This is a genomic window from Actinosynnema sp. NPDC050801 (assembly GCF_040673975.1).
In the GTDB taxonomy this organism is placed as follows: domain Bacteria; phylum Actinomycetota; class Actinomycetes; order Mycobacteriales; family Pseudonocardiaceae; genus Actinosynnema.
Genome location: NZ_JBFAQZ010000013.1, coordinates 1 through 26,822 on the forward strand (window position 1 = coordinate 1; position 26,822 = coordinate 26,822).

General features: G+C 71.5%; 14 protein-coding genes and 1 pseudogene. 11 read left to right on the forward strand and 4 right to left on the reverse strand.

Annotated features, from left to right (window positions below; translation table 11 throughout):
• Positions 1–719 precede the first annotated feature (719 nt).
• Together AB0K14_RS26295 and AB0K14_RS26300 are read left to right on the forward strand one after the other, a co-directional pair.
• Positions 720–3,737, forward strand: coding sequence for an RICIN domain-containing protein (locus AB0K14_RS26295; RefSeq protein WP_360455603.1), 3,018 nt, complete (start codon positions 720–722; stop codon positions 3,735–3,737).
• 181 nt (positions 3,738–3,918) lie between these two features.
• On the forward strand, positions 3,919–4,647 hold the full coding sequence (locus AB0K14_RS26300) for a LysR substrate-binding domain-containing protein (protein ID WP_360455606.1): 729 nt from the start codon (positions 3,919–3,921) through the stop codon (positions 4,645–4,647).
• A 4-nt stretch (positions 4,648–4,651) separates the two neighbouring features.
• Here the strand turns inward: AB0K14_RS26300 and AB0K14_RS26305 are convergent.
• From AB0K14_RS26305 to AB0K14_RS26315, 3 genes and pseudogenes are all read right to left on the reverse strand, one after another.
• Positions 4,652–5,473 (reverse strand): annotated as a pseudogene (locus AB0K14_RS26305) (M20 family metallopeptidase); the annotation flags it as partial.
• Between the two features lie 451 nt (positions 5,474–5,924).
• A complete protein-coding gene (locus tag AB0K14_RS26310) occupies positions 5,925–6,929 on the reverse strand; it encodes an IS3 family transposase (RefSeq protein WP_360455905.1) in 1,005 nt (334 codons plus the stop codon).
• The gene (locus tag AB0K14_RS26315; RefSeq protein WP_360455911.1) at positions 6,926–7,354 is read right to left on the reverse strand and encodes a transposase; all 429 of its coding nucleotides are present in this window, start codon (positions 7,352–7,354) and stop codon (positions 6,926–6,928) included. The genes AB0K14_RS26310 and AB0K14_RS26315 overlap by 4 nt, the downstream gene beginning before the upstream one ends.
• A 507-nt stretch (positions 7,355–7,861) precedes the next feature.
• Between AB0K14_RS26315 and AB0K14_RS26320 the strand changes: the two genes are divergently transcribed.
• The 3 genes from AB0K14_RS26320 (at position 7,862) to AB0K14_RS26330 (ending at position 9,318) form a co-directional block, all read left to right on the forward strand.
• Positions 7,862–8,386 (forward strand): hypothetical protein, encoded by a 525-nt coding sequence (locus AB0K14_RS26320; protein ID WP_360455609.1) that lies wholly within the window; start codon positions 7,862–7,864, stop codon positions 8,384–8,386.
• Positions 8,387–8,525: 139 nt separating this feature from the next.
• A complete protein-coding gene (locus AB0K14_RS26325) occupies positions 8,526–8,675 on the forward strand; it encodes a hypothetical protein (protein WP_360455612.1) in 150 nt (49 codons plus the stop codon).
• Positions 8,676–8,784: 109 nt separating this feature from the next.
• Entirely contained in the window at positions 8,785–9,318 is a 534-nt protein-coding gene (locus AB0K14_RS26330) for a tetratricopeptide repeat protein (protein WP_360455615.1), read from the forward strand.
• A gap of 17 nt (positions 9,319–9,335) precedes the next feature.
• On the opposite strand, the gene AB0K14_RS26335 is transcribed toward AB0K14_RS26330, so the two are convergent.
• On the reverse strand, positions 9,336–11,462 hold the full coding sequence (locus AB0K14_RS26335) for a non-ribosomal peptide synthetase (RefSeq protein ID WP_360455618.1): 2,127 nt from the start codon (positions 11,460–11,462) through the stop codon (positions 9,336–9,338).
• Between the two features lie 185 nt (positions 11,463–11,647).
• Between AB0K14_RS26335 and AB0K14_RS26340 the strand changes: the two genes are divergently transcribed.
• Genes AB0K14_RS26340 through AB0K14_RS26365 form a run of 6 tightly spaced genes read left to right on the forward strand, consistent with a single transcriptional unit; the run spans position 11,648 to position 26,815 of the window.
• Positions 11,648–12,703, forward strand: a complete 1,056-nt coding sequence (locus AB0K14_RS26340) for a hypothetical protein (RefSeq protein WP_360455621.1) — start codon at positions 11,648–11,650, stop codon at positions 12,701–12,703.
• Positions 12,703–14,091 (forward strand): DUF6002 family protein, encoded by a 1,389-nt coding sequence (locus AB0K14_RS26345; protein ID WP_360455624.1) that lies wholly within the window; start codon positions 12,703–12,705, stop codon positions 14,089–14,091. Before AB0K14_RS26340 ends, AB0K14_RS26345 begins: the two co-directional genes overlap by 1 nt.
• Positions 14,092–14,116: 25 nt before the next feature.
• The gene (locus AB0K14_RS26350) at positions 14,117–15,826 is read left to right on the forward strand and encodes a polyketide synthase (protein WP_360455626.1); all 1,710 of its coding nucleotides are present in this window, start codon (positions 14,117–14,119) and stop codon (positions 15,824–15,826) included.
• Positions 15,823–18,135 carry a lantibiotic dehydratase gene (locus AB0K14_RS26355; RefSeq protein WP_360455629.1) on the forward strand — a complete coding sequence of 771 codons (2,313 nt, stop codon included), beginning with the start codon at positions 15,823–15,825 and terminating at the stop codon, positions 18,133–18,135. The genes AB0K14_RS26350 and AB0K14_RS26355 overlap by 4 nt, the downstream gene beginning before the upstream one ends.
• Complete coding sequence (locus tag AB0K14_RS26360; protein WP_360455632.1) at positions 18,132–21,545, forward strand: amino acid adenylation domain-containing protein; 3,414 nt, start codon at positions 18,132–18,134, stop codon at positions 21,543–21,545. Before AB0K14_RS26355 ends, AB0K14_RS26360 begins: the two co-directional genes overlap by 4 nt.
• On the forward strand, positions 21,542–26,815 hold the full coding sequence (locus tag AB0K14_RS26365) for an SDR family NAD(P)-dependent oxidoreductase (RefSeq protein ID WP_360455635.1): 5,274 nt from the start codon (positions 21,542–21,544) through the stop codon (positions 26,813–26,815). Before AB0K14_RS26360 ends, AB0K14_RS26365 begins: the two co-directional genes overlap by 4 nt.
• Positions 26,816–26,822 lie beyond the last annotated feature (7 nt).

Consider the following 26,822-nt stretch of genomic DNA (forward strand, 5'->3'; position numbering starts at 1 on the left):
AGCTACCGCACTCCGCACGAAGTCCGTGTCGGCTATCGTCAAGGTCTCGCCCTCGTGGCATGAAATCCGGTGTCCGGTCTTCGGGGACAACCTCAGCCACCGGTTTTACGCCGGTAGGCTTGTGGTCGAGGCCTGTCAACGCGTTCACCCGGCTGACCGCGCTCCCGCGACCGATCACCTGAACACCGGCCCACGCCCCGACGAGCAGTCGGCGGAGGACTCCCGGTCAACACGCCGGGCCATCGGCGTGCCCGCGAACTCCGGCGGACCTCCCCGAGATCGACTACCCGGCTCGCAGCCTTGATCAACGGTCAGCGAAAGGCGGAGGGTCGGCTTGACGGACGCCGAGTTCGGCGAGGCCCTACGAGACTTCCTGCGAAAACCTTCCCGTTACATCTTGACGAGGCCGATGTTATCGTTCACAGTCCACGTGGTGCGTTCGGTCACACCGCCGTTGGTTCCCTAACATCCATCGCCTCTATACCCCTACGTATTCCCTGCACACGGATCGTCTTCGAAGGATGTTAGCGCTAACAGGTTGCTTTCCGGGCAGTTGGCCGTGCGCGGGTGTCGTCGGCGTCCGCGCCGATGCGGCCCGCATCGTGTCGGCGATCCTCAATGACGAGAGGAAAGACGCTATGTCGGTTGGGTTTGCGCGCGCCGCGAGGGGGCGTCGTCGTTTGCGGTCGGGGTTGGCCGCCGCGGCGGCGGTGGCGTTCGTGGGCGGGTTGCTCACGGTGGTCACGACGTCGGCGTCGGCCGCCACGGTGGACACCACCGCCTGGTACGTGCTCGTGAACCGCAACAGCGGCAAGGCGATGGACGTGTCCGGCGTTTCCACCGCCGATGGGGCGGCGATCCACCAGTGGGCTCGTCACGGCGGAGCGAACCAGCAGTGGCAGTTCGTGGACTCCGGTAGCGGCTACTACCGGTTGAAGTCGAAGAACTCCGGCAAGGTCCTCGAAGTGGGCAACTGGTCGACCGCCGATGGCGCGAAGGTCCAGCAGTGGACGGACCACAACGGCACGAACCAGCAGTTCCGGCTGGCCGACTCCGACAGCGGTTACGTGCGCCTGATCAACCGCAACAGCAACAAGGCGGTCGAGGTCCAGAACGCGGCGACCAACGACGGCGCCGGCGTCGTGCAATACGGCGACTGGGGCGGCGGCAACCAGCAGTGGCAGCTCGTCCGCGTCGCCGAAGGATGGAATCCCGATTCGTCGTACACGACGACGGACACCGGCGAGGGCACCTACGCGGTTCCCATGCTCAACGCCGACGTGCCGGATGTCAGTGTCGAGCGCGTCCCCGCGTCGCAGAACGACGAAGGGCGCGACGTCTACTACATGGTCAGCACGACGATGCATCTCAGCCCGGGCGCACCGATCATGAAGTCGTACGACCTCGTCAACTGGGAGATCGTGAGCTACGCGTTCGATCGCCTCGACATCAGTGATGCCGCGTCCTTGCGCAACGGCCGGAACTCCTACGGCGAGGGACAGTGGGCCTCGTCGATCCGCTTCCACGACGGCACCTACTACGTGCTGATCAACTCGCTGAACCTCGGCGGCGCGTTCCTCTACCGCACTGACGACATCGAGAACGGAGCGTGGACGAAGACGGCGTTCGGTCGAGGCTTCCACGACCCTTCGCTCTTCTTCGACGACGCCAACGGCGGAACGCCGTACATCTTCTACGGTGGCGGTGGCGCCAGCGCGGTTCGGCTGAACCCGACGCTGACGGCGGTCGAGCAGGACTTTCCGGACGTAATCCGGCGCAGCGACTACGCGGATAAGCCGTACATCGGCAGCGATACGATCTTTGAGGGCGCCCAGGTGGCGTTCATCGACGGCTACTACTACGTGGTGATGATCACCTGGCCCGGCGACGGTCGGCAGGTCGTCATGTTCCGCTCGGCCGAACTGCTCGGGCGCCTCGCGGCTACCCCGGCGCCCTACGAGTCCCGTGGAGCGTTGAACTCGAACGGATTCGCCCAGGGCAGCCTCGTGCCCATCTCGAATGGCGCGGGCGACGACGACTGGTATGGTTTCTTCTTCCGCGACTCGTATCCGGTCGGTCGCATTCCGGCGCTGATCCCGGCGACCTGGAGCGACGGGTGGCCGACCTTCGGCAACAACGGCGTCGTGCCGGTCGACGGCGTCTTCCAGAAGCCGATCAGGCTCACCCCTGAGCAGGAGCGCTTCGAGCGGCTCAAGAGCATCGTCGTGTCCGACGACTTCGACAACGATGCACCGCACCGTGCCTACCAGGACGAGCGGTGGACGGTGCCGACACCACCCGACATCGACGAGACGCTGGTCGGCGTTGAACTCTTCGGCAATCCCGGCGTGGAGTCCGGAAGCACGGCGGGCTGGATCGCCAACGACGGCGCGACGCTCTCGACGACGACCGACGCACACACCGGCTCGACGGCTCTCGCGGTCACCGGGAGGAACGCCACGGGATCGGGGCCGGCGCAGAACGTCACCGGCAAGCTGCAGCACGGCGTCACGTACGACGTCTCGGCATGGGTCAAGTACGACAACCCCGCGAGCCCGGCGACCAAGCAGTTCCTCATCACCGCTCGGTACGGCGGCAGCAACACGACCTTCACCAACCTCTCGCCCGCCACCGCCGTGACCCGCGGGAGCTGGGGCAAGGTGTCCGGGTCGTTCACGATTCCCGCGACGCAGGCTCTCTCCGATGTCCGCATCTTCATCGAGACCCCCTGGGTGAGCAATCCGTCGTCGGACCCCAACACGCACCTCATGGACTACAAGGTCGATGACGTTTCACTCGTCGGGCGGCCGGCCGCCGAGCCGCCGCATCCCGATGAAATCGCCCCGAACGGGTCGAACCTCGACCTGGCCTGGGAATGGAACCACACGCCCGACAATCGGTACTGGTCGCTCACTGACCGCCAGGGGTGGCTGCGGTTGACGGCCGGCAAGGTCGTGACCGGTGCGTACACCCACCGCAGCCCCGGTGGCGAGCTCACCTGGCTCGAAGAAGCTCGCAACACGCTCTCACAGCGCTCCTTCGGACCCCGGCAGTCGGCCGAGACGAAGCTGGACGTCTCGGGCATGAACAACGGCGACGTCGCCGGTCTTGCGGCGTTCGGCCACGACTTCTCCTACATCGCGGTCAAGCGCGTGAACGGGGTGAACACGGTGGGAGTCGTCCATCGCGGACGTCCCTTCACCCCATCGATCGACCAGTCGGCGATTGAGAGCTTCCTCCCGGGCACCGCTACGGCGCTCGGGAGTACCGCGGAGGTACACCTGAAGGCGGATCTGGACTTCGCCCGGAGTCCGGAGCAGCTCTACACGACCTTCTATTACAGTATGGACGGGATCAATTGGACCAAGCTCGGCAACGCCGTCGGGCCGCTCGAGTTCGGCGGATCGATCCACTTCATGGGACACAGGTTGGCACTGTTCAACTACGCGACCCAGCAGACCGGCGGCCACGTCGACTTCGACCGCTTCCTGCTGAGCGACACGCTGACGTCGCAGAACCAGCCGCTCGACAAGGGCGACCTGAATGCCGCGATCGCCTACGCCGAATCACTCGACTCGGGGGACTACCCCGTCGAAGCGTGGGCGGCGATGCTCGACGCGCTCGCCGAAGCGCGAACCGTGGCAGCAGGGGTGGTCGGCACGCAGAACCAGATCGACGCCCCCGAGCGAGCGCTCAGCTATCAGCTCGCCCGCCTCGGAACGCTGAAGGCGCCGTGACTCGATGTCGAGCTGACGGCCGGCACCCGCTGCGAGGCCGGAAAGGTGGTCGTCACGGTGCGCGCGGCCAACGTGGAGGAGGTGCCGATCACGGTCGCCTTCGAGACGCCGCGTGGCAGCAAGTCCCGGGTGTCGGTCGCCCCCCGGCGCGAACGCGGTGCACGCTTTCACGACCCGACTGGTGAGCCTGCCGGCCCGGCAGGCGCTGGCCGCGGCGGACCTGGCGGTGTCCGCGGTGCGGGAGGCGAGCCGGCCGCTGCGGGCGGACGTGTGGGGGCACCTGTACGCGCCGATGCGCACGTTGGCGCAGGTGACCGCACGTGCCGGCGACGTGCGGCTGGAGTTGGGGCACGGGCGCGACCTGCCGTCGGTGGCGACCGCGTTGCTGCACGGCGACATCGACGTCGCGTTCGGTCGCGTCCACCCGCCCCTGCCCGCCGGGCTGACCCACCGGCTGGTGCGCGTGGAGCCGGTGGACGCGATCCTCGGCGCGGACCACCCACTGGCGGCCGAGCCCGCGTTGCGGCCCGAGCAGCTGCGCGACAGTGTGCTGTGGACCCCCGGAGCACTGGACCGGCTGGACTTCCTGCGCCGCTTCGCCCAGCACTTCGACATCCGCGACCACGCCGAGGGCACCAACCTGGGCTTGGACTACTTCCTCGCCGACGTGGCCGCCTCACCGCGCCGCTTCTCACTGCTGCCGGCGGACGTGCTGTTGCCGGAGTCACCGGGGATCCGGCAGATTCCGCTGGTCGAACCGACACCTCTCTACGCCTGGTCATTGCTGTGGCGCTCACCAGGCCACCCACTGCTGAGCGCCCTGGTGAGCGCCTGCGTGGCCGAAGCCGCGCGCAACCGCTGGCTGGAGTACGACCCGAGCCGCGACTGGCTACCCGAACCCAACCGCTGACCGCTCACGCGTTGCTGCACCGGCGCAGGGCGAGTTCGGCCAGGACGGTCGCGCCGTCGGACAGCACCGCGTCGTCGAACTCGGCGAGGGGGGAGTGGTTGTCGGTGGTGCCGCTGCCCGCGCCGAGCAGCACGAACGCGCCGGGGACCTGCTGGAGGACCCGGGAGAAGTCCTCGCCTCCCGGCAGCGGGTTGGTCAAGGGGCGGAAGCGGTGCTCACCGAGGACGTCGGTGATCGTGTCGCCGACGAAGGCCGCCTCCTGCGGGTCGTTGACGGTCATCGGGTAGCCGTCGACGTAGGTGACGTCGGCGTGCAGGCCGTGGGCCTGCGCGATCGACCGGGCCAGGGTGATCGCGGCGTCCTTGATCCTGGCCTTGGCCTGCGCGGAGAACGTGCGCACGGTGGCTTCGAACCGCGCGGTGTCGGGGATGACGTTGCGGCGGCTCCCGGCGTGGAACGAGCCCACGGTCAGGACCACGGGGTCGAAGATGTCGGACTGGCGCGTGACCAGGGTCTGCAGTGCGGTGACGATCTCGCACGCCACCGGGATCGGGTCCTTCGCGCGGTGCGGCCTGGCGCCGTGCCCGCCGGAGCCGACGACGGTGACTTCCAGCCCGTCGGAGGCCGCCATCGTCGTGCCGGGGCGGGCGGTGAACAGCCCGTGCGGCACGGCGGCGCTGAACACGTGCAACGCGTAGGCGGCGGCCGGTTTCGAGCCCGTGGCGTCCAGCACGCCCTCGGCGATCATCGCGGCGGAGCCGTCCCACTCCTCCTCGCCGGGCTGGAACATGAAGATCACGTCACCGGCCAGTTGGTCCCGCCGGGCGGGGCAAGGGTGGGAAATTTCCCACTCCAACTTTCGCTCAGCGAAATGAGCTTGACCCAGCTTGGTCGCTGTCAGCGGTCATCTGTTGTAGTGGGGAAGTGTTTTCCGCGTCGCCGGAAGCGTTGGTCCGATTCTATGGTCACTATTTTAATTAACGGCTCGACGAGTTGCTGGGACAGGGTCTCGTAAAGCGCGACTGATCGCTCTGGTCAAAGCCTAATGCTGTCTGAAGATGATGCGCTCTATGCGGGTCCCGGCCTCGCGCTCGCACGCCGCGCCCGAAGTGCTCCGGCGAGAGGAGCCGCTCGTGTACCCGGTACCTCGCCACGCGGGCACCGGTGCAGCCGGGGTGCCGGAGGCGGGGCACGTGCGGCTTGCCGACCAGGTCGTCGCGATCGCCGTTGTGAAGCAGCACCCCCGGTAGTTGTCAAGGTGAATGAGACAGGTTGTGTTACGGGGCCGGTTGCGGTTGCCCGACGGGCTGGTTGATCCAGGCCGCCTCGGGTAGCCGGGGTGGGTGCGGTCGGCGTGCGAAGCGTTGCGGGTGCCGGGTGTGGGCGCGGTCGAGGGTGACCTGGCGTTGGTCGCGGATCTGTTCGGCGGTTCCGAAGTGGATGGACGCGGGGGTGTGCATCCCGATGCCGGAGTGCCGGTGTTCGTGGTTGTAGGCGAGGAAGAATTCCTCGCAGAACGCGCGGGCGTCTTCCAGCGACCCGAACCGGTCGGGGAAGTCGGGCATGTACTTCATCGTCTTGAACTGGGCTTCGGAGTAGGGGTTGTCGTTCGAGACGCGAGGTCGGGAGTGCGACCGCAGGACGCCGAGGTCGACCAGGAGTTCGGAGACCGGCTTGGACACCATGGCGCCGCCTCTGTCGGCGTGGATGGTGTGCGGCCGGGTGCCGTTGCGGGCGACGGCGTCGGCGAGGAAGTCCCGAGCCACGACGGCGTGCTCCGCGGCGGCGACCAGCCATCCGGTGACGTAGCGGGAGAAGATGTCCAGAACGACGTAGCACCGGTACCAGACCCCTTTCACCGGTCCTTTCAACGCGGTGATGTCCCACGACCACACCTCGCTTGGGCCGCGGGCCAGAAGCTCGGGGCGGACGCGGGTCGGGTGCGTCGCGACGCGGCGGCGTTCGCGGACCTGCCCGGCGGCGCGGGCGATCCGGTACATCGTCGACACCGAGCACCAGTAGCGGCCCTCGTCCAGTTCCCGCGCCCACACCTGCGGGATCGCCAGGTCCCGGTAGGCCGGGCTGGTCAACACCTCCAGCACCGTGGCGCGTTCGCCGGCGTCCAGGGCGTGCGGCGGTGGGCTGCGGGGCGGCCACGGGCCGTGTACCGGCCCTCTGGGCCCGCGGTGCCGGTAATGGGTCGCGCGGGACATCCCCGTCAACGCGCACGACTTCGTCACCGGGACGTCCGCGTCGCGCAGTTCGGTGAACGCGGTCGTCAGGACGAGCTCGGCGGCCTGTCGTCGTCCGTGCCCTCCGAGAGTTCCTGCAAGAGCGCGTGTGCTTTTCCCATGATGTCCAGCGCCATCCGTGTCTTCGCCAGGTCGGAGGTCGGTTTCGCGTTCTGCCGGCGGAGTTTCTCCAGCTCGATCTGTTCGGCCGTCTTCCTCGTCGACGGCGCGGATTCCGTCGGCTCGCCACCCAGCCGGCCCGCGTCGCGCGCCCGTGTCCACTCGATGACGTGGGAGGAGTACAGGCCCTCGCGGCGCAGGATCGCGCCTTTCTCGCCGTTCGGGGCGTTCTCGTACTCGGCGACGACGGCGAGCTTGTACTCCGGGGTGAACGCCCGCCGGGACGGGCGTGCGGCCGGGCCGGCGGGCGTCCCGCCCGAGGAACGCCGGGACTGCTTGTCGGATGGTGTGGACACGAGCACCAGGATCTCCGATCCCGCCCTTGGTCAGGAACCTCACTCACACGAGGTGTCTCACAGCAGTCTGACCAAGAGGGCCCCGACCGGTACATGTCGCTGTTCGGCCGGGCCCGCAGTGAAGTCGGGCACGCCGTGTGCCTGTGCCGGACCGACCAGGTGGTGCGTCTGGTGATCCGCTGCCGGTCCGGGCGGTATCACCTGGCCAACCCGCAGTCGAGCCCAGCGACCCAGGCCCCGCCGCCCGCGCCGAACCAGGGCTGCCGCGCCGGCTGCACGCCGTGCGTGCCGATCGCGAGCGACGTCGACTGCGAAGGCGGCTCCGGCGACGGGCCGGCGTACGTGCGCGGCCGGTCACCGTCATCGGCCCGGACGTGTACCGGCTGGACGGCGACAACAACGGCATCGGCTGCGAGTAGGCCGCCCTGACAGCGGTGTCCGAGGGACGCGGAATCGGATACGACACAAGGTGGGAGTCGGGGAACCATCGATGAAGGGCTGGGTGTCATGTCACGGAGGTTCGGTACTTTCCTGGTGCTGGTGCTGACCACGGCGGGCGGCTTGTTCGCCACGACCGGCGCCGCTCATGCCGTCACCGTGGACCAGGTCTGCGTTGGCACGTGGGCGGTCACCTACGACCCGCCCATCACCAACACCCCGCAGGAGGTGACCGGAAATCTCACCGGGTTCTTCCCCGCCTGCACGAACCTCGGCGCGCCCGGCGGGTCGTACGCCCAGACGTTCACGGACACGGTGTCGTGCGCGACGTTCCTCAGCGCGGGAGCGGCGTCACGCACCTACACGTGGAGCAACCCGTTGGCCGCGCCGACGACGTTCGCGTACAACTGGACGGTCAGCGACATCGGCGGCCAGGCGGTGATCACCAACACGGGCCTGATCACCAGCGGCACGTTCGCCCCCGCGAGTGCGGAACAGGTAGCCGTACTCCTGACGCCGGACGTCCTGCAATGCGCCGGCACCGGGATCTCCAGCCTCACCGGCCCGACCACGCTGACCATCTTCCGCCCGTAGCCGTAGCCGTAGCCGTAGCCGTAGCGGTCAGCGGTCAGCGGTCGGGCGGGAGGGTGGCGATGTAGTCGGTGACCAGTCCGGTGATGAGCCGGTGGTCGGTGTCGGTCGCAGCCGAGGCGGTCGAGCCGAGGTCGTCGTCGTGGTTCCGGAAGCGGACCCGGCCGTCGCCGGGGCGTTGCGGTCCTCGACGACCTGCTCGGCGGTCTCGGTGAACAGGTTCGTGGCGCTGGCCACGATGATGGTGTCGAGGCCGTCCTGGGTGTGGAGTTTGTCGATCAAGCCCTGGTAGGCGGTGCCGGGGCCGTGGGCGGTGAGGGGCCGAAGGCGAGGTCGGTGGCCTCGGACGAGGCCGTGGTGTGCGTGCGGGCGAGGCCGTCGGACACCGGCGGCCACGCCACTTGAACAGCAGCGATGACTTTTCGAGCGGCACAAGGGACGACCGGCAGGCACTGGAGCACGCCTACTGCAGCCTCCGCCTCTACCGCACGCTCGACCAACCGGCATGGGTAGCCCGCGCGCTCAACGGGGTCGGCTGGTTCGCCGCGCGCGTGGGCGAGTACGACACCGCTCGCGGACACTGCCTGGCCGCTCTCACCCTGCACCGACACCACCACGACACCGTCGGCGAGGCCGCCACGCTGGACAGCCTCGGCCACATCGACCACCACTCCGGACACCACCGGCAGGCGATCCACCACTACCGACAGGCCCTCACCGGACGCCGTCTCCTCGGCGACACCGCAGAGGTCGCCGGCACCCTCGACCGGCTCGGCCACCCCCATGCCGCTCTCGGCCAGACCGAGGAGGCCCGCGCGGTCTGGGGGGAAGCGCTGGAGCTGTACCGGAACCAAGGACGCCACGACGACGCCCAGCGCGTCCAGGAACAACTTTCCGCGCTGGACCACGGGCAAGAACCGGACTCCCGCACGTGACCGAGCGGATCAGGCGTTCAGCGGCGGGTGCCGCGTCGGGTGCGGTCGAGCCGGCGGCGGGCCATGCGGTCGGTGATCGGGGCGGTGGGGTCGGATTTCGTTCCGGCGCCCAGGTACTCGGCCAGTCCGGCGACGGTCGGGTGTGCGTAGATCGCGGTCAGCGGGAAGGACCGGCCGAGGCTCTCGACCAGTCTGTGGTGGACGGTCGCGGCCAGCAGCGAGTGTCCGCCGATGTCGAAGAAGCGCTCGTCCCGACCGATGTCGCCCCGCCCGAGCACGTCGGCCCAGACCGAGGCGATCCGGCCTTCCAGACCGTCACCGGCCGGCGTCGTGGGACCGGAGGAGCGCAACGGGTACTGCTCCAGCAGCGCCCTGGTGTCGGCCTTGCCGGTCGGCGTCAGCGGGAGGTCCGGGACGACGTCCACAGTGGTCGGTACCAGGTAGTCGGGCAGCACGCGGGCCACCGCCGAGCGGACTTCGTTCGGCCGCAACCCATCCCGACCCGTGACGAACGCGCGCAACAGTTGCTCGTCGCCACGGCGGTCCGCGAGGACCACGGCCCTGGCCACACCCGTGACGCGGCCAAACACGAGTTCGACCTCGCCGGGTTCGACCCGGTAGCCGCGCACCTTGATCTGCCGGTCGCGCCGACCCAGGTACACCAGCCTGCCGTCGGGCAGCCGCCGGGCCAGGTCACCCGTGCGGTAACGGCGCACGCCCGCGTGATCGGTGTCGAACCGCGCCGCCGTCTCGTCCGGATCGTCCCAGTAGGACCCGAGGTGGTCGCTGCTGATCATGATCTCGCCCGCGACCCCGGACGGCGTGCCGTCCGGGGCGACCAGGCTGATCCGCGCGCCGTGCAGCGGCCACCCGATCGGCAGGACCCCGTGGTCCCCGGGCGTCCCGCCGCTCAACGGCAGGTGGTTCTGCACCGCGAAGCTGATCTCCGTCGCGCCGTAGCCGTTGACGAGCACACCGTGCGGCGGCATGTGTTCGCGGCAGCGCTCGAAGTCCGCGTGGGTGACCGTCTCGCCGCCGAGCACGACCACGCGCAGGTCCGGCAGCACCGAGCCGGCCAGGCAGTCGGTGAGGTACCGGAACACGGTCGGCGTGGAGTGGTAGATCGTCACCCCGTGCGTGCGCAACGCCTCGGCGAGCCCGGCCAACCCGAGCGCCCGGACGTCCACCGGCACGCAGCACGCGCCGGTCAGCACCGCGGAGAACGTGTCGGTGACCGCCATGTCGAAGCTGAACGACGACACCACGCTGATCCGGTCGTCGGGCGTGATCCGGAGGTTGGCGTGGTGCAGGCGAACCTGGTGCAGCACGTTGCGGTGGGTCTGCACGACCCCCTTCGGCACACCCGTGGAACCGCTGGTGTGCAGGATGTAGGCGGGCGCGTCCGGAGCGGGCGGCCGGTGGTCGGGGCGGGGCGCGGACGCCGGCGCGTCGGCGACGTCCAGGACCGCCGTGCCGTAGCCGGCCGCGAGTGGGCGGTGCGCGGCGCTGGTCAGGATCACCGACACCTCGGCCTGGGCGACCATCGCGGCGAGCCGCGGCGCCGGGTAACGCGGGTCCAGCGGCACGTAGACCCCGCCGGCGGTGAGCGTGGCCAGGATGGCGGCGACGGTGTCCGGGCCGTGGTCCAGCAGCAGGCCGACCCGGTCGCCTGGTGTGATGTCACCCAGAAGGGTTATGTAGCGAGCCACCTGTTCGCCCAGTTCGCGGTAGGTGAACGCGGCGTCGTTCCCGATCACGGCGGGCCGCTCGGGAGACCGGTCCACCTGCTCCCAGAACGCCTCCGGAACGGACCGGTCGACGCCCGCGTCCGGCCGTGGCGCGGGCGGCGCCAACCGTTCCGCCGCCGGTTCGGGCAGCGGGTCGGCATCCGGGTCGGCGTGCAGCCGTCCGAACGCCGTGACCAGGTCTTCGTCCATGCAGCGGGCGAACGCCTCCGGCACGTCGACACCGTCGAACTCCAGCGTCAGCCGGCCGTCGACGACGACCAGCCGTGCCTCGGGCGGGATGCCGGTCAGCCCGTCGGGAGTGCCCTGCGACGTGGCGTCGTCGAGCAACCGCACCCGCGTCGAACCGCTGTAGCAACGCAGCACGGCCAACGCCGCTGCGACTTCCGTGGTCGTCATCGAGCCCCCAACTCTGTACAACCGAGCGGGAGCGTACCCGCGAACGATTCTGAACAGGAGCCTTTCAGGGGGGCCCAACGGTATGTAGCATCCGTCAACAGCCACGACCGGCCGCAGATTTTCCGGGTCGCCGTGGTGCGAGCGGCTCTGGGGAGAGCGTGACGCTGCTTGGGGGGAGCGCACCTGTGCACAAACTCGCCGTCATCGGCACGGGGGACTTGGCGCGCGCCGTGTGCTACTCGCTGGCCGCGGTGGGGCGCACGTCGGTCGAGGTCGTCGTGGTCGGCCGGAGCGTCGACAAGGTCAACCAGCTCTGCTACGTCGCGAACGCCCGCGCGGCGACCGCCGGACGCACCGGTCTCGCCTTCACGCCGTTCGTCGGGGACGTCGAGCCGGCCGTGGCCGACGTCGACGGTGCGCTGGTGTGCGCGTCGAGCCAGTCGCCGTGGGAACGGCTGACCGCGCCCTCGGCGTGGACCGCGCTCGTCGGACGCGCCGGCTACGGGATCACGCTGCCGTTCCAGGCCGAACTCGCGTTGCGGGTCGGCCGCGCGTTGCCCGAGCGGTCGTGGCTGGTCAACGGGTGCTTCCCGGACGCCGTCAACCCGCTGCTCGCCGCGCTCGACGTGCCGGTGCTGTGCGGCATCGGCAACATCGCGCTGCTGGCCGCCAGCGCCCAGGCCGCACTCGGGCTGCCCGACCAGGGGCGGCTGCGGATGCTCGCCCACCACGTCCACCTGCACGAACCCGCCGACGGTGTGGACGAGGTCCGCGCCTGGCACGACGACGAGCCGATCACCGCGCCCGGCGAACTGCTGGCCGCGCAACGGAATGCCGAACGCACCGAGCTGAACCAGGTCACCGGGTTCGCCGCCGCCGTGCTGCTGGACGCGCTGCTGTGCGGGACTCCGGTCGAAACGCACCTGCCGGGACCGCACGGCCTGCCCGGCGGCTACCCGGTGAGGCTGGAGGGCACGGCGATCGAACTGCGCCTGCCCGCCGGGGTGAGCCGGGCCGACGCGATCGCGTTCAACCAGCGCGCCGCGGCGGCCGACGGGGTCGTGGTCGACGGCGACCGGGTGGTCTTCGGCCCCGAGGTCGCCGAGCACCTGCCCGGGTTGGCCGACGGGTTCCGCACCGTCGACCTGGCCGCGGCCACGGCCGAACTGAACGCATTACGGGAGCGACTGCGCGGCGAACCGGTTGTGCAGCAACGGGGTGGAGTGGAGATGCCGGTCTGATGCCGAATTCCGTGACGACGGCGCCCGCGCCGAGTGGCACCGCGAACCTGCTGGTCGACTTCTACGACCTGCTGCCGAGGGCGATCGAGCGCTGCGTGCCGGACCGGCGCCCGGCCGTCGACGACCCGGCCGCCTTCTCGCCCGGCTTCGCGTTACCGGACCTGGACGACCGCGTCCGCGACTTCCTGTCGGCGGCGACCGCGGGCTGGCGGCCGTTCGGCGAGTACGGCGGCCACAAGTTGACGTTGCTCGACCTGACCGGCAACCCCGGCACCGGCACCACCAAGACGTTCGCCTCGCTGCTGATCGTGGCCAGGGCCGTCGAGTACATCCGCCGCACCGGCGAACCCGTCGTGATCTTCTCGCCGACGTCGGCGAACAAGGGCACCGCACTGCGCGACGCCGTGCTGCGGGCGATCGACGCCGGGCTGGTCGAACCGGAGCAGCTCCGGGTGATCGTGCTCGCGCCCGAGTCGTGCCGGCAGAAGCTGCGGGCGAGCAGGCTGTCCGACGACGCCCGCCTGCGCGCGCTCAACCCGATGCTGCTCTACGGGGGCCCGAACGCGGAAGGCGTCAAGCCGCTGGGCCGGGAGTTCGTCGACCGGCACGCCGCCGCGCTGCGCCGGGACGGCGTGAACCTGTGGTTCACCCTGCAACTGGACAACTACCTCACCGCCGACGTGACCAGGGCGTTCTTCGAGCAGCGCGTCGACCCGACCGACGCCGAAGGCGCGGCGCCCCGGCTGCACGCGCACGCCGTGTCCAGCGCGTTCGGCCTCCTCGGCTACCACCAGGGCCGGGCGGTGCTGGAGGACCTGGGCATGGCTGACCGGTCGACCAGGCCCGCGAGCCTGCTCGTGCAGCACCTCGGCACGCCCGACATGGTGATCAACCTGCGGCACGGCGACTTCGACCAGGGTCGCAGGCCGGACTACCGGCTCGACGACGCCACCGGGCTGTACCGGCAGTCGGCCGACGCGCGGTTCCCGGAGGTCACCTACGACCCGCGCGAGGTGCTGGACCCGACGTTCTACACCCACCACCCGGCCACCTCGCCCGCGATGAACGACCTGATCACCACGTTCGGCGGCGACGGTGTCGTGGTGTCGCTGGCCGAGTGCGTGGCCCGCTACCCGGCGCTGCGCGCGTTGCTGGGCGACGGCGCGTGCGCGCTGCCCGCCGACCTGCGCACGCTGCGCGAGTGGTCGCTGGTGATGGCGTTGACCGGGGTGTGCAACGCGATCGACCGGGGCCTGGTGGAGGAGGGGCGCGACATCGTGGTGCACGGGTCGGGCTGCTACTCGACGGCCGACTACGAGCCGCTGGGCACCGAGGCGACGACGCCGGTGCGCACCGTGGAGGACATCGCACGCGCAGTGTTCGGCTGAGTTCCGACGGGCTGGGGGGAAGTCCATGGGGTACAGCGGCGACGAGATCGCCGTCGTGGGGTTGGCCGGGAGGTTCCCGGCGGCTCCCGACGTGCCGACGCTGTGGCGCAACCTGCTCGAAGGGGTCGACGCCGTGCACGACCACACCGACGAGGAGCTGCGCGCGCTCGGCGTCGGCGAGTCGTTGATCGCCGATCCGACCCACGTGCGTGGGCACGGCAGGCTTGCCGGCGTCGCCGACTTCGACGACGGGTTCTTCGGCCTGGCCGAGGCAGAGGCGCGCGCCATGGACCCGCAGCAGCGGCTGTTCCTCGAACAGTCGTGGGTGGCGTTGCAGGACGCGGCCGTCGACCCCGCCGGCGGTGAACGCGCGGTCGGCGTGTTCGCGGGCGCGTCCGCGAACCGGTACTTCCTGTTCCGGCTGCTCGCGGGCCAGACGGGTGCGGCGGGCGAGGATTGGGAGGAGCGGCTCGCGTCGCGCTGGGCGCCGGACTACCTGCCCGCCCAGGTGGCCTACCGGCTGGGCCTGACCGGGCCCGCGATCGCCGTGCAGACGGCGTGCTCCAGCTCGCTGGTCGCCGTGTGCACGGCCGCGCAGAGCCTGTTGGACTTTCGGTGCGACGTGGCGTTGGCCGGTGGCGTGAGCGTCACCGAGCCCCGGTTCCGGCACACCCCCGGCGGGCTCGTGTCGCCGGACGGCCGGTGTCGCGCCTTCGACGCGGCCGGGCAGGGCAGCGGTTACGGCAGCGGGGTCGCCGTGGTGGCGCTCGAACGGCTTGCGGACGCGTTGGAGCGCGGTGCGCAGGTGTACGCGGTGCTGCGCGGCTGGGCGGTCAACAACGACGGTTCGGCGCGCGCCGGGTTCGCCGCGCCGGGGCTGGACGGGCAGGTCGCCGTGGTGACCGAGGCGATGGCCAGCACGTCGGTGACCGGCGCCGACATCGGCTACGTCGAGGCGCACGGCAGCGGCACGCCGGTCGGTGACGCGATCGAGGTGGCCGCGTTGACGCAGGCGTTCGGGGCGTCGGCGGGTTCCTGCGCGCTCGGCTCGGTGAAGACGAACCTCGGCAACCTCGACGCCGCCGCCGGCGCCACCGGGTTGATCAAGGCGGTGCTCGCCGTGAAGCACGCGACCATCCCCGCCAACCTGCACCACGACGTGCCGAACCCGGAGATCGACTTCGCGGACGGGCCGTTCTTCGTGCCGGTCAAGACGATCGAGTGGACCCGGCCTGAGCGCATGGCCGGGGTCAGCTCGTTCGGCCTCGGCGGGACGAACGCGCACGTGATCGTCGAGCAGCCGCCGGTGGAGGCTCCGCGGGAGGCCCCGGACGGTCCGCGCGTGCTGGTGGTCTCGGCCCGCACGCCCGAGGCGTTGCGGCTGTTCGCCGCCCGGCTGAGCGCCCACCTGACGACATCGGCCGGGGTGCGGCTGGACGACGTCGCCCACACGTTGGCGAGCAGGCAGCAGTACGCCTGCCGGGTCTCCTCGGCGTGTGACGACATCACGGCGGCGATCGCGTGGCTCGACCGGGTCGCCGCCGGTGAGGACACCGGTTCCGTCGACCCGGTGCCGGAGAGCGGTGGCCGCGTGATCCCGTTGCCGCACCACCCGTTACGGCCGCGGCGGCACTGGATCACCGTGGGCGGAGTCGACGATCGGACCACTGTCGGCGGAGTCGACGATCGGACCACTGTCGGCGGAGTCGACGATCGGACTGAGGTGTCGTCGTGAGCGAGCACCTGGTGCCGTTGGGCACGACCGGCTGGTCGGTGTGGCGGGACGCCGTGCTGCGCAGCACCGGGTTCCCGATCGAGGGCCTGGACCGGTTGGCCGCGCCGGAGGCCGCCGAGGCCGCCGACGCGTTCCTCGCCGGAGAGGCCGCCGAGTCGCTGTTCGACGAGGAGTTCGAGCGGGCGCTGGCCGCCGGCAGCGCGGTGTGCCGCGACCTCGCGGCCGATCCGCTGCTGCGGGAGGCGGTCACCTGGCAGAGCACCACCGCGCTCGCCGCGTTGGACGGGCTGCTGCGGGCCGACCCCGACGAGCCGCGCCGCAAGAAGCGCCGCGAGCGTGAACGCCTGGTCGCGCGGTACTGGCAGCGGTACTGCGCGAAGAACGAGACGATCGGGTTCTTCGGCCCGGCCGCGTGGGCGACCGTCGACCCGGACGCGCCGTCGATCACCACGCGGGTCGGTGACGGCCTGCTGCGCGACCGGGTGGTGCAGTTCGAGCACTGGGCGTTGACCGCCTTCGCGCACCGGCTGGCCGGGGAGCCGGAGGTCCGCCGCTGGCTGCCGCCCGTGTTGCAGCCCCACCTGACCCTGGACGAGGCGGGCCGCCGCGTGCTGCGGCCCGCGCTGACGCCGATCCCGGTGTCACCGGCCGAGACGGCGGCGTTGGCGCGCTGCGACGGTCGGGTGCCGGCGGTGACGGTGATCGCCGACCTGGTCGCCGGCGGTCTGGTCCGCACCGGGGACGACGGCCACCTGCTGCTGGAACGGCTGGCCGAGCGCGGACTGCTGAGCTGGCACGGCGACCTGCCGCAGGGACCGGACGCCGAACGCGTGCTGCACGCGTTGGTGGCGGGCATAGGCGATCCGGCCCACCGGACGCGGGTGACCGGTGAGCTGGACCGGTTGACGAAGGCCCGCGACGAGGTCGCCGCGGCGGCGGGGGATCCGGATCGGCTCAAGGCGGCGCTGGCCGGTCTGGCCGCGGAGTTCACCGCCGTCACCGGCGAGGCCGCACAGCGCCGGGCCGGGCAGACCTACGCCGGACGCGGGCTGTGCGTCGAGGAGACCGTCCGCGACATCGACGTGGTCGTCGGCGGACGGCTGCTGGCCGACCTCGCCGAGCCGATGGCGCTGCTGCTGGGTGCGGCGCGGTGGTTGACCGCGGAACTGGCGGACGCCTACGGGAACGTGGTGCGCGAGCTGTACGAAGATCTGGCCGCCGAGACGGACGAGGTGCGGCTGGCCGATCTCTGGTACCTGGCCCAAGGGCCGCTGTTCGGCGTCGGTGAACGACCCGTGGACGCGGTGGCGCGCGAGTTCGGCGGGCGCTGGGCGAAGCTGTTCGGGCTGGACGGCGCGCCGTCGGGTGGTCCGCGGCGCGACGGTCCGCTGCACTTCACGTCCGCCGAGCTGGCACCGGCCGCCGCGGCGGCGTTCCCGGCCGACCGGCCCGGTTGGTCGGCGGGGCGGCTGCACAGCCCGGACCTCCAGATCTGCGCCGCGGACACGGACGCGATCAACCGCGGCGACTACTTCGTGGTGCTGGGCGAACTGCACGCCGCGTGGGCGACGTTCGACTGCGCCGTGTTCACCCACTGGCACCCGGACCCGGACGCGCTGAACCGCGCGCTGGCCGCCGACCTCGGCGAACACCGGATCCGTCCGCTGTACTCGACCGACTGGCCGCGCTACTCCGGTCGCGTCGCGCACACCCTGGACGGTCCGACCGATCGTCAACTCGGGGTCAGCCCCGCACCCGGTGCCGACCAGGACCGCCTGCTGCCCGCCACGTCCGTCGTGGTGACACCGGATCTCGTCGCCCACGCACCGGACGGGCGGAGCTGGCCGGTGCTGGAGATGTTCTCCGCGTATCTCGCGGTCCACGCCGTGGACGGTTTCAAGCTGGTCCACGCGCAGCCGCACACACCGCGCATCACGGTCGACAAGCTGGTCGTGGCGCGGGAGACCTGGCGCACGACGGTCGGCGAGACCGGCCTGGCCGCCGCCGTCGGCGAACGGGACAGGTACCTCGCGGTCCGCCGCTGGCGGCGTGAACTGGGACTACCGGATCGGGTCTTCGTGAAGCTGGGCACCGAGATCAAACCGGTCTACGCGGACCTGACCAGCCCGCTGCACGCCGCGTCGCTGTGCGGCATGGTCGCCGCCGCCGCCCGCACCGACCGCGAGGGGGCGATGACCATCTCCGAAGTCCTACCCGATGTCGGCCAGAACTGGCTGGCGGACGCCGACGGCCGCAGGTACTCCAGCGAACTGAGGCTCCAGATCGTCGACCCGGTGGCCGCCCGATGACCACCGACGCGAACGGCACCGTCCACGGGCTCATCTTGGCCCAGGCCCGCCGCACGCCGGACGAGGTCGCGGTGCGGCAGTGGGAAGAGGCGTTGACCTACCGTGAGCTGGTCGGGCGCGCGGGCTCGCTTGCCGCTCGACTGCGTGCTCTGGGCGTGGGTCGGGGCGCGTTGGTCGGTGTGTGCGTGGCCCGGCGGCCGTCGATGGTCGTCGCGGTGCTCGGGGTGCTGATGTCCGGCGCCGCCTACGTGCCGCTGGAAACGACCCTGCCTCGTCGCAGGCTGGCGGACATCGCCGCCGACGCCGACATCGCGGCGTTGGTGGTCGACGGCGATGACCGGCCGCTGACCGGATACCCGCTGGTCCCCGTGCCGGAGGAGGTGTCCGACGCGGCACCGGCCGACCCGGTGGGGCCGGACGACCTCGCCCACGTGATCTACACGTCCGGTTCGACCGGCAAGCCGAAGGGCGTGCTCACCACGCACCGCAACGTCGTCGCGTTCGCGACCCGATCCGCCACGCGCATCGGGATCGACGCCGACAGCCGCACGCTCTGCTTCTCCTCCTACGCGTTCGACGCCTTCACATACGACGTGTTCGCCCCGCTGATGGTCGGCGGTTCCGTCCAGCTCGTCGGTGACGCGGACCGGGCCGACCCCGCCCGGCTGCACCGGTTCCTGCGCGAGCACCGGGCCACCTCGGCCTTTTTCACGCCGGTGGTCCTGCGGCTGCTCGACCCCGACCTGCCCGACCTGCGGACCGTGGCCGTCGGCGGCGAAGTGGTCGAGCCGGACCTGGTCGAGCGGTGGACCGCTGGCGGCAGGCGGTTCTGGCACGTCTACGGCCCGACCGAGACCACGGTCATCGTCCTCGCCAACGTGCTGACCGGGCGGTGGACCGAGCCGCTACCGCTCGGCGGACCGCTGCCCGACCACCGCTCCTACGTCGTCGACGAGAACCTGGAGCCGGTGCCTCCGGGCACACCGGGTGAACTCCTGATCGGCGGCCCCGGCGTGGCGCGGGGCTACCTCGGCCGACCGGGCCTGACCGCGTCACGGTTCGTGCCCGACCCGTTCTCCGGTGAACCCGGCGCCCGCCTCTACCGCACCGGGGACGTGGTGCGCGAGCGGCCGGACGGGCTGCTCGACTTCCTCGGACGCCGTGACGGCCAGGTCAAGATCCGCGGCCAGCGCATCGAGCTCGGCGAGGTCGAAGCGGTGCTGCGCGACCACCCCGCGATCGGACGGTTCGCGGTGGAGGCCATGCTGGGACCGTCCGGCGCGGAACTCGTTGCCTTCGTGGACGGACAAGACCTCCCGTCGCAACAGGAGATCCGGGACTACTGCGCGCAACGACTCACCGCCGCGATGGTGCCCGGTCGCGTGGTGCGGCTCGACGAGCTGCCGGTCAGCCCGGCGACGGGCAAGCTGGACCGCGCCCTGCTGCGCGAGCGGGCGGCGACGGTGGACGTGGCCGTGCCCGACGACGTGCCGGACGACCCGCTCGCGGCGATCTGGCTGCGCGTCCTCGGCGCCGTGCCGACCGACGACCGGGACTTCTTCGCGTCGGGCGGGCATTCGATCGCGGTGATGCGGTTCGTCGCCGCCGTCCGCACGGAGCTGGGCAAAGACCTTGGCGCGGACGACGTCTTCACCGGCCGCACGTTCGCGGGCATCGCCGAACGGGTCGAGCGGGCCGCCGCACTGCCCGACACCGAGCTGCCCACCGGCAACGCGCCCACGCTGTCACCGTCCCAACGGCGCATGTGGTTCCTGGACCAGTTCGCCCCGGACAGCGCGGCCTACAACATCGCGTTCGCCGAACGGCTGCGCGGCCCGTTGGACGTCACCGCGCTGCGCAGCGCGCTACGGGCCGTCGCCGAACGGCACGACGTGCTGCGCTGGCGGATCGTGGCCGAAGCGGGCGTGCCCGCCGCCGTGTGTGATCCGCCGACGGACATCCCGCTGCCGGTGGTCGACGTGGCCGACGCCGAACTGCCCGCCCGGCTCGCGGGCGACGCGGCGATCCCGATCGACCTGGCCACCGGCCCGGTGTGGCGGGTGAAGCTGTACCGGCTCGGACCGGACGACCACGTGCTCGGCGTCGTGCTGCACCACGCCGTCGCGGACGGCTGGTCGCAGTCGGTCCTCTACCGCGACCTGGCCGCCGCCTACTCGGGAGCCGAGCTGTCGAAGCTGCCCGTGGGGTACGCGGACTACGCGGTGTGGCGGGCGGAACGCGACGAGCGGGACGGCGCCGCCGACCTCGCCTGGTGGCTGGAGCACCTGGCAGGCGCGCCCACGGTCGTGGACTTCCCGCGCGATCGCCCTCGCCCGCCCGTGCAGACCTACGCCGGTCGCAGCGCTACGACGGCGTTCCCGCCGGAACTGGACGACGCGGTCCGCACGCTCGCCGCGACCCGGGGCGCGACACCGTCACTGGTGCTGCTCACCGCGTTCGGCCAGGTGCTGCGGCGGCTCACCGGGCGGACGGACAACGTCGTCGGCGTGGTCGTCGCCGACCGCGCCGAGTCGGGTTTCGAGGACCTGGTCGGGTTCTTCGTCGACATCGTGCCGGTGCGGCTGCGCGTGGACGACGACGCCGACTTCACCGCCGCCGTCCACGCGTGCCGCGCGGAGTTCCTGGGCGTCACCGGACACCCGGCCGCGCCGCTGGAACGGATCGTGGACGGGCTGGGCGTGCCGCGCGATCCGGCGAGGTCCGCGCTGGTGCAGGTGCTGTTCAACGTCTTCAACTTCGCCGAACCCCGGCTCACCCTGCCGGACGTGCGCACCGAGCCGGTGCCGGTCGCGATGCCGGGCTCGCCGTTCGACCTGACCGTGTACCTGGTCGAACGGGACGGCAGGTTCGCGCTCGACGTGGTGTTCAACCCGGACCTGTACGACCAGGACCGGATCGAGGTCCTGCTCGCCGACTACCTGCGGCTGCTCGGCGAGCTGATCGCCGCAGCGGACCGGCCGGTCGCGGGTGTCGCGGTCGACTGCCCGGACACCACGAGGCCGCGGTTCACCGACGTCGCGGAGCCACCTAAGCCGGCACGGGCGAGCGGCGGGGAACTGCGGACCCCGACCGAGATCGCCGTCGGCGAGGTCTGGTGCGACGTGCTGCGGCTCGACTCGGTCGGACCGACCGACAACTTCTTCGACGTCGGCGGGCACTCGCTCTCCGTCGTGACGGTCCAGGCCCGGCTCGCCGGGCTGTTCGACCGGGAGATCAAGGTGGTGGACCTGTTCCGGTACCCCAACATCCGCGCGCTGGCCGCACACCTGGACGGCGCCGCGCAGAACGTGCAGTTGGCAAGGGCGGCACAACGAGCCGCCGCCCGCAAGGGCCGCGCCCGCCGCAGACCCGCCACCCGCACCTCCTCTGAAGGAGAGATCGACGTATGACACACGAGGAGATCGTCGAGGGCGTCGAGCCGATCGCCGTCATCGGCCTGGCGGCACGGGTGCCCGGAGCCGCCGACGTCGACCAGTTCTGGCGCAACCTGGTGGACGGCGTCGAGTCGATCACCTTCTACACCAGGGAAGAACAGCTCGCGCTCGGCGTCACCGAGGACGAGCTGGCCGACCCGAGCTGGGTGTCGGCCGCGCCGGTGATCGACAAGCTGGAGTACTTCGACGCCGAGCTGTTCGGGATGACGCCGCGCGAGGCGGACCTGGCCAACCCGCAGCACCGGCTGTTCCTGGAGACGTCGCACTCGGCGTTGGAGGACGCGGGCTACGACCCCGCGCGCTACAGCGGCGCGATCGGCGTCTACGCGGGCACCGGTGCGGACCACTACCAGTGGACGAACCTGTTCCGGAACCCGGAGCTGTGGCAGAAGGCCGCCGGGAACCTGGCGATCTCCAGCTCCAACTACCCCGATTACGTCGCGACCCTGGTGTCCTACAAGCTCAACCTGCGCGGGCCCAGCCTCACCGTGCACACGGCGTGCTCGACGTCGCTGGTCGCGACGCACCTGGCCGTCGAGGCGCTGCGCAACGGCGAGTGCGACATGGCGCTGGCCGGCGGCGTGTGCGTCGAGCTGCCGCACGGCAAGGGCTACCAGGGCATGGAGGGCTACACCTCGCCCGACGGGCACTGCCGGCCGTTCGACGCGCGCGCCAACGGCACGTTGTGGGGCAGCGGCGTCGGCGCGGTCGTGCTCAAGCGGCTGTCCGACGCGATCGCCGACGGCGACCACGTGCGCGGCGTGATCCTGGGCAACGCGATCAACAACGACGGCTCGGACAAGGTCGGGTTCTCGGCGCCCAGCGTCGAGGGACAGGTCGAGTGCGTCGCGCAGGCGCTGGCCGTCGCGGACATCGACCCCCGCACGGTGGGCTACGTCGAGGCGCACGGCACCGGCACCGCGCTCGGCGACCCGATCGAGGTCGCCGCGCTGTCCACCGCGTACGCGCAGGGCACCGACGACCGGCAGTGGTGCGCGCTCGGCTCGGTGAAGGCCAACCTCGGCCACCTCAGCCAGGCGGCGGGCATCGTCGGCCTGATCAAGACCGTGCTCGCGCTGGAGCACAAGCTGATCCCGGCGACGATCAACTTCGAGTCGGTCAACCCGGCCATCGACATCGAGGACAGCCCGTTCCACGTCGCCACCACCCTGTCGAAGTGGGAGGCGAACGGGACGCCGAGGCGTGCCGCGGTCAGCTCGTTCGGCATCGGCGGCACCAACGCGCACCTGATCCTCGAAGAGGCTCCTCCGACGGACGAGGTGCGTCCGGCCGCGAGCCCGGCGCACCTGCTCCAGGTCTCGGCGCACACCGAAGCCGCGCTGTCCGCCGCCGTGGACCGGCTGGCCGCGCACCTGGAGGAGAACCCCGACCGCGACCTGACCGACGTCGCCTACACGCTCCGCGTGGGGCGCACCGCACGTGCCCACCGCGCCGTCGTGGTGGCGGCCGACGCGGAGTCCGCCGTCAAGGCATTGCGCAAGGCCACCACCGGGCACGCCACCGGTCCGGCGCCGCGCGTGGCGTTCCTGTTCACCGGGCAGGGCGGCCAGTACGCGGGCATGGGCCGCGAGCTGTACGAGACCGAGCCGGTGTTCCGCGACGTGGTGGACGAGTGCGCCGCCGTCCTGGAACCCGAGCTGGGTCTGGACGTCCGCACGCTGATGTTCACCCTCGGGGCCGACGAGGAGCTGGGGCGGACCGAGTACACGCAGCCCGCGCTGTTCGTGCTGGAGTACGCCCTCGCCGCGCTGTGGCGCCACTGGGGTGTCGAGCCGGCGGCGATGATCGGCCACTCCGTCGGCGAGTACGTCGCGGCCACGCTCGCGGGCGTCTTCGAACCGGCGGACGCGCTGAAGCTGGTCGCCGCGCGCGGCAGGCTGATGCAGTCGATGCCGGAGGGCTCGATGCTGTCCGTGCCGCTGGACGAGACCGCCGTGGTCGACCGGCTGGCGGGCACCGGGTGTGCCGTCGCGACCGTGAACGGGCCCGGCGCGTGCGTCGTCGCCGGTCCGACCGACGCCGTGACCGCTCTCGCGGAAAGCTTTGCGGCGCAAGGCGTTTCGTGCCGGATGCTGCGCACTTCGCACGCGTTCCACTCGCCGATGATGGACCCGGTCCTGGACGAGTTCGCCGCGGCGGTCGCGGCGGTGCCACGCCGTGCGCCACGGCTGCGGTTCCTGTCCAACGTCACCGGGTTGCCGATCACCGACGAGCAGGCCACCGATCCGGCGTACTGGGCGGCGCACCTGCGCCAACCGGTCCGCTTCGGCGCCTGCGTGGCCGCGCTCCTGTCCGACGGCGGCACGTGGGCGCTGGTCGAGTGCGGTCCCGGCAGGCAGCTCTCGGGGTTGGCGCGGCAGCAGCTCGCACGCGAGGCGATGCCGCCGCTGCCCAGCCTGCCCGGCCCGACCGAGAAGATCCGGGACGCGGCGACGCTGTACGCCGCGGTCGGCAAGCTCTGGGTCGCGGGCGTTGAGCTGCGCGAGTTCGGCCGACCCGGTCACCGGGTGTCCCTGCCCACCTACCCGTACCAGCGCAAGCGTCACTGGGTCGACCCGAGCCCCGACGCGGGGCTGTCGGCCCCGAAGCCGCGCACCGGTCCACTGCCGCTCGACGACTGGTTCGCCGTGCCGACGTGGCAGCAGCTCCCGCCGTTGCCGCAGACGGCCTCCGAAGCCGGTGAGTGCCTGGTGTTCGTGGCCGGGGAACGCGGAACCGCGCTGGCCGACGCACTGCGCGCCGACGGCGTGTCCGTCACCGTGGCCGCGCCGGGGGACGCCGTCGACACCGCCGGCGTGAGCTGGATCGTGCACGCCGCGGCGTTGGACGCCGAGCCCGCGGGCACCGACATCGACGCTGCGTGGCAGGTGCAGGAGAACGGCTTCTTCAGCGTGCTGCGGCTCGTGCAGGCGCTGGCCGGTCGGGACGAGGCCGGCGACGTCCGCCTCGACGTGCTGTCCACGGGTGCGGAGGACGTGCTCGGCCCCGACCTCACCCGACCCGAGCAGGCCACGTCGATCGGCATGGCGCGCGTCCTGCCGCTGGAGCTGCCCTGGCTGACCGTGCGCGGCATCGACGCGGCGGACCGCACCACGGCCGCCCAACTCGTCGCCGAACTGCGGTCGGACGGCCCGTCGGTCGCGCTCCGGTCCGGGCGGCGGTGGGCGCTGGAGTACCAGCAGGTGTCGCTGCCTCCTCGCCCGGACACGCTGCGCGAGCACGGCCGCTACCTGGTGACCGGTGGGCTCGGCGGTATCGGGATCACGCTCGCCGAAGACCTCGCCGAGCGGTTCCAAGCACGCCTGGTGCTGATGTCGAGGTCCGGTCTGCCGCCACGCGAGGAGTGGGACACCCACCTCGCCGTGCACGGCTCAAGCGAGCGGATCGGCCGGGCGATCGAGGCCGTCCGCCGGATGGAACGGGCGGGAGCGACCGTGCTCGTCGTCGCCGCCGACGTCACCGATCCGGTCGCGCTGCGCCGCGTCCGGGAGCGGGTGACGGCCGAACTGGGCGGGTTGGACGGGATCGTGCACGCCGCGGGCCTGGCCGGCGGTGGCATGGCGGAGGTCAAGGACCACGCCGTGGCCACGAACGTGCTCGCGCCGAAGCTCGCCGGGACGCTCGCGCTGCGGCAGGCGTTCGGCGACCTGCCGTTGGACTTCGTCGCGCTGTGCTCGTCGGTCACGGGCATCGTGGGCGGCTTCGGCCAGGTCGACTACTGCGCCGCCAACGCGTTCCTGGACGCCTACGCCCGCAGCGACCACGGCTGGCCGTGCCGGGTGCTCTCGCTGAACTGGGGCGGGTGGCAGGACGTCGGCATGGTGGTCGACGGCCTGCCGGTCGCCGCACCCGAAGTCGGTGAGCCGGTCGACCACCCGGTGCTCGGCCGCCGCGGAGAGTCGGCGTGCTGGGGCGTGATCAGCCCGGAAACCCAGTGGCTGCTGGACGAGCACCGGATCGCCGAGGTCGGCGTGGTGCCCGGCACCGGTCACCTGGAGAACGCGCGGGCGACGGTCGCGCGGTGCGTGCCCGCGCCCGGGGACGACGCCGTGGTCGAGCTGACGGACGTGGCGTTCCTGGAACCGCTGTCGGTGCCGGACGGGTCGGCCGCCGAGTACCGGGTGAGCCTGGACGGCGCGGACTTCACGATCACCAGCCTGCGTGACGGCGTCCGGCGTGAGCACGTGCGCGGCAGCGGCGGTTGGACCCAGTCATCCACAGTGGACAAAGTGGACGTGGAGGCGATCAAGGCCCGGTGCGTCCGGACGGCGGACGACGGGCACAACGCGTTCCGCACCGGTGGCCGGACCAGCATGCTCACCTTCGGCCCGCGCTGGGCCGCGTTGCGCGACAGCTTCGTCGGCCCGGACGGCGAGGAGTTGGCGCTCATCGAGGCGCCCGCCGAGGCGTCGGGCGACCTCGACCGGTGGGTGCTGCACCCGTCGATGCTGGACGTCGCCACCTCGTTCGGCAGTCGTGGCGAGGGGGCCTACCTGCCGCTGAGCTACGGCCGGGTGGTGGTCCGCGGACCGCTGCCCGCGCGGTTCTACAGCCACCTCCGCTACACCGACACCACGGACGAGGTGCTGACCGCCGACCTGACCCTGGTCGACGAGACCGGCACCCCGTTGGTCGAGATCAGCGAGTTCACGCTCCGGCGGGTGGGCACCGATTCGGTCGCCCGGAACCTGGCCGACGAACCCGTCGCGGAGACGACCACCGGGCGCGGCATCCGGCCGGTCGACGGCGCGGAGGCGTTCCGCCGCGTGCTGGCCGCCGACCTCGGGTCGCAGGTCGTGATCAACACCGAGACGGTCGCCGAGCTGATCGTCCGGATCAACTTGACCACCACCGACACGATCGCCTCCGACGAGCCCGGCGCCGACCCGGTGACGCCCTCCGGCGCGGAGCCGACCACCGAACTGGAAGGGGTCCTGGCCCGGATCTGGGCCCAGACGATCGGCGTCGACCACGTCGGCGTGGACGACGACTTCTTCGAGCTGGGCGGCAACTCGCTGGTGGCGGTGCAGCTCATCGCCCAGATCCGCAAGGCGGTCGGCGTCCGGCTGCCGATGCGCAGCCTGTTCGACGCGCCGACGGTCGCCGGGCTGGCGGCCAAGGTCGAGCAGCTCCGGGCGGCCGAACCGGCTGAGCGAGCCGAAACGCCCGCGCGCACCATTCCGAAGCTGCGGCGCAACGCCTGATGACGGG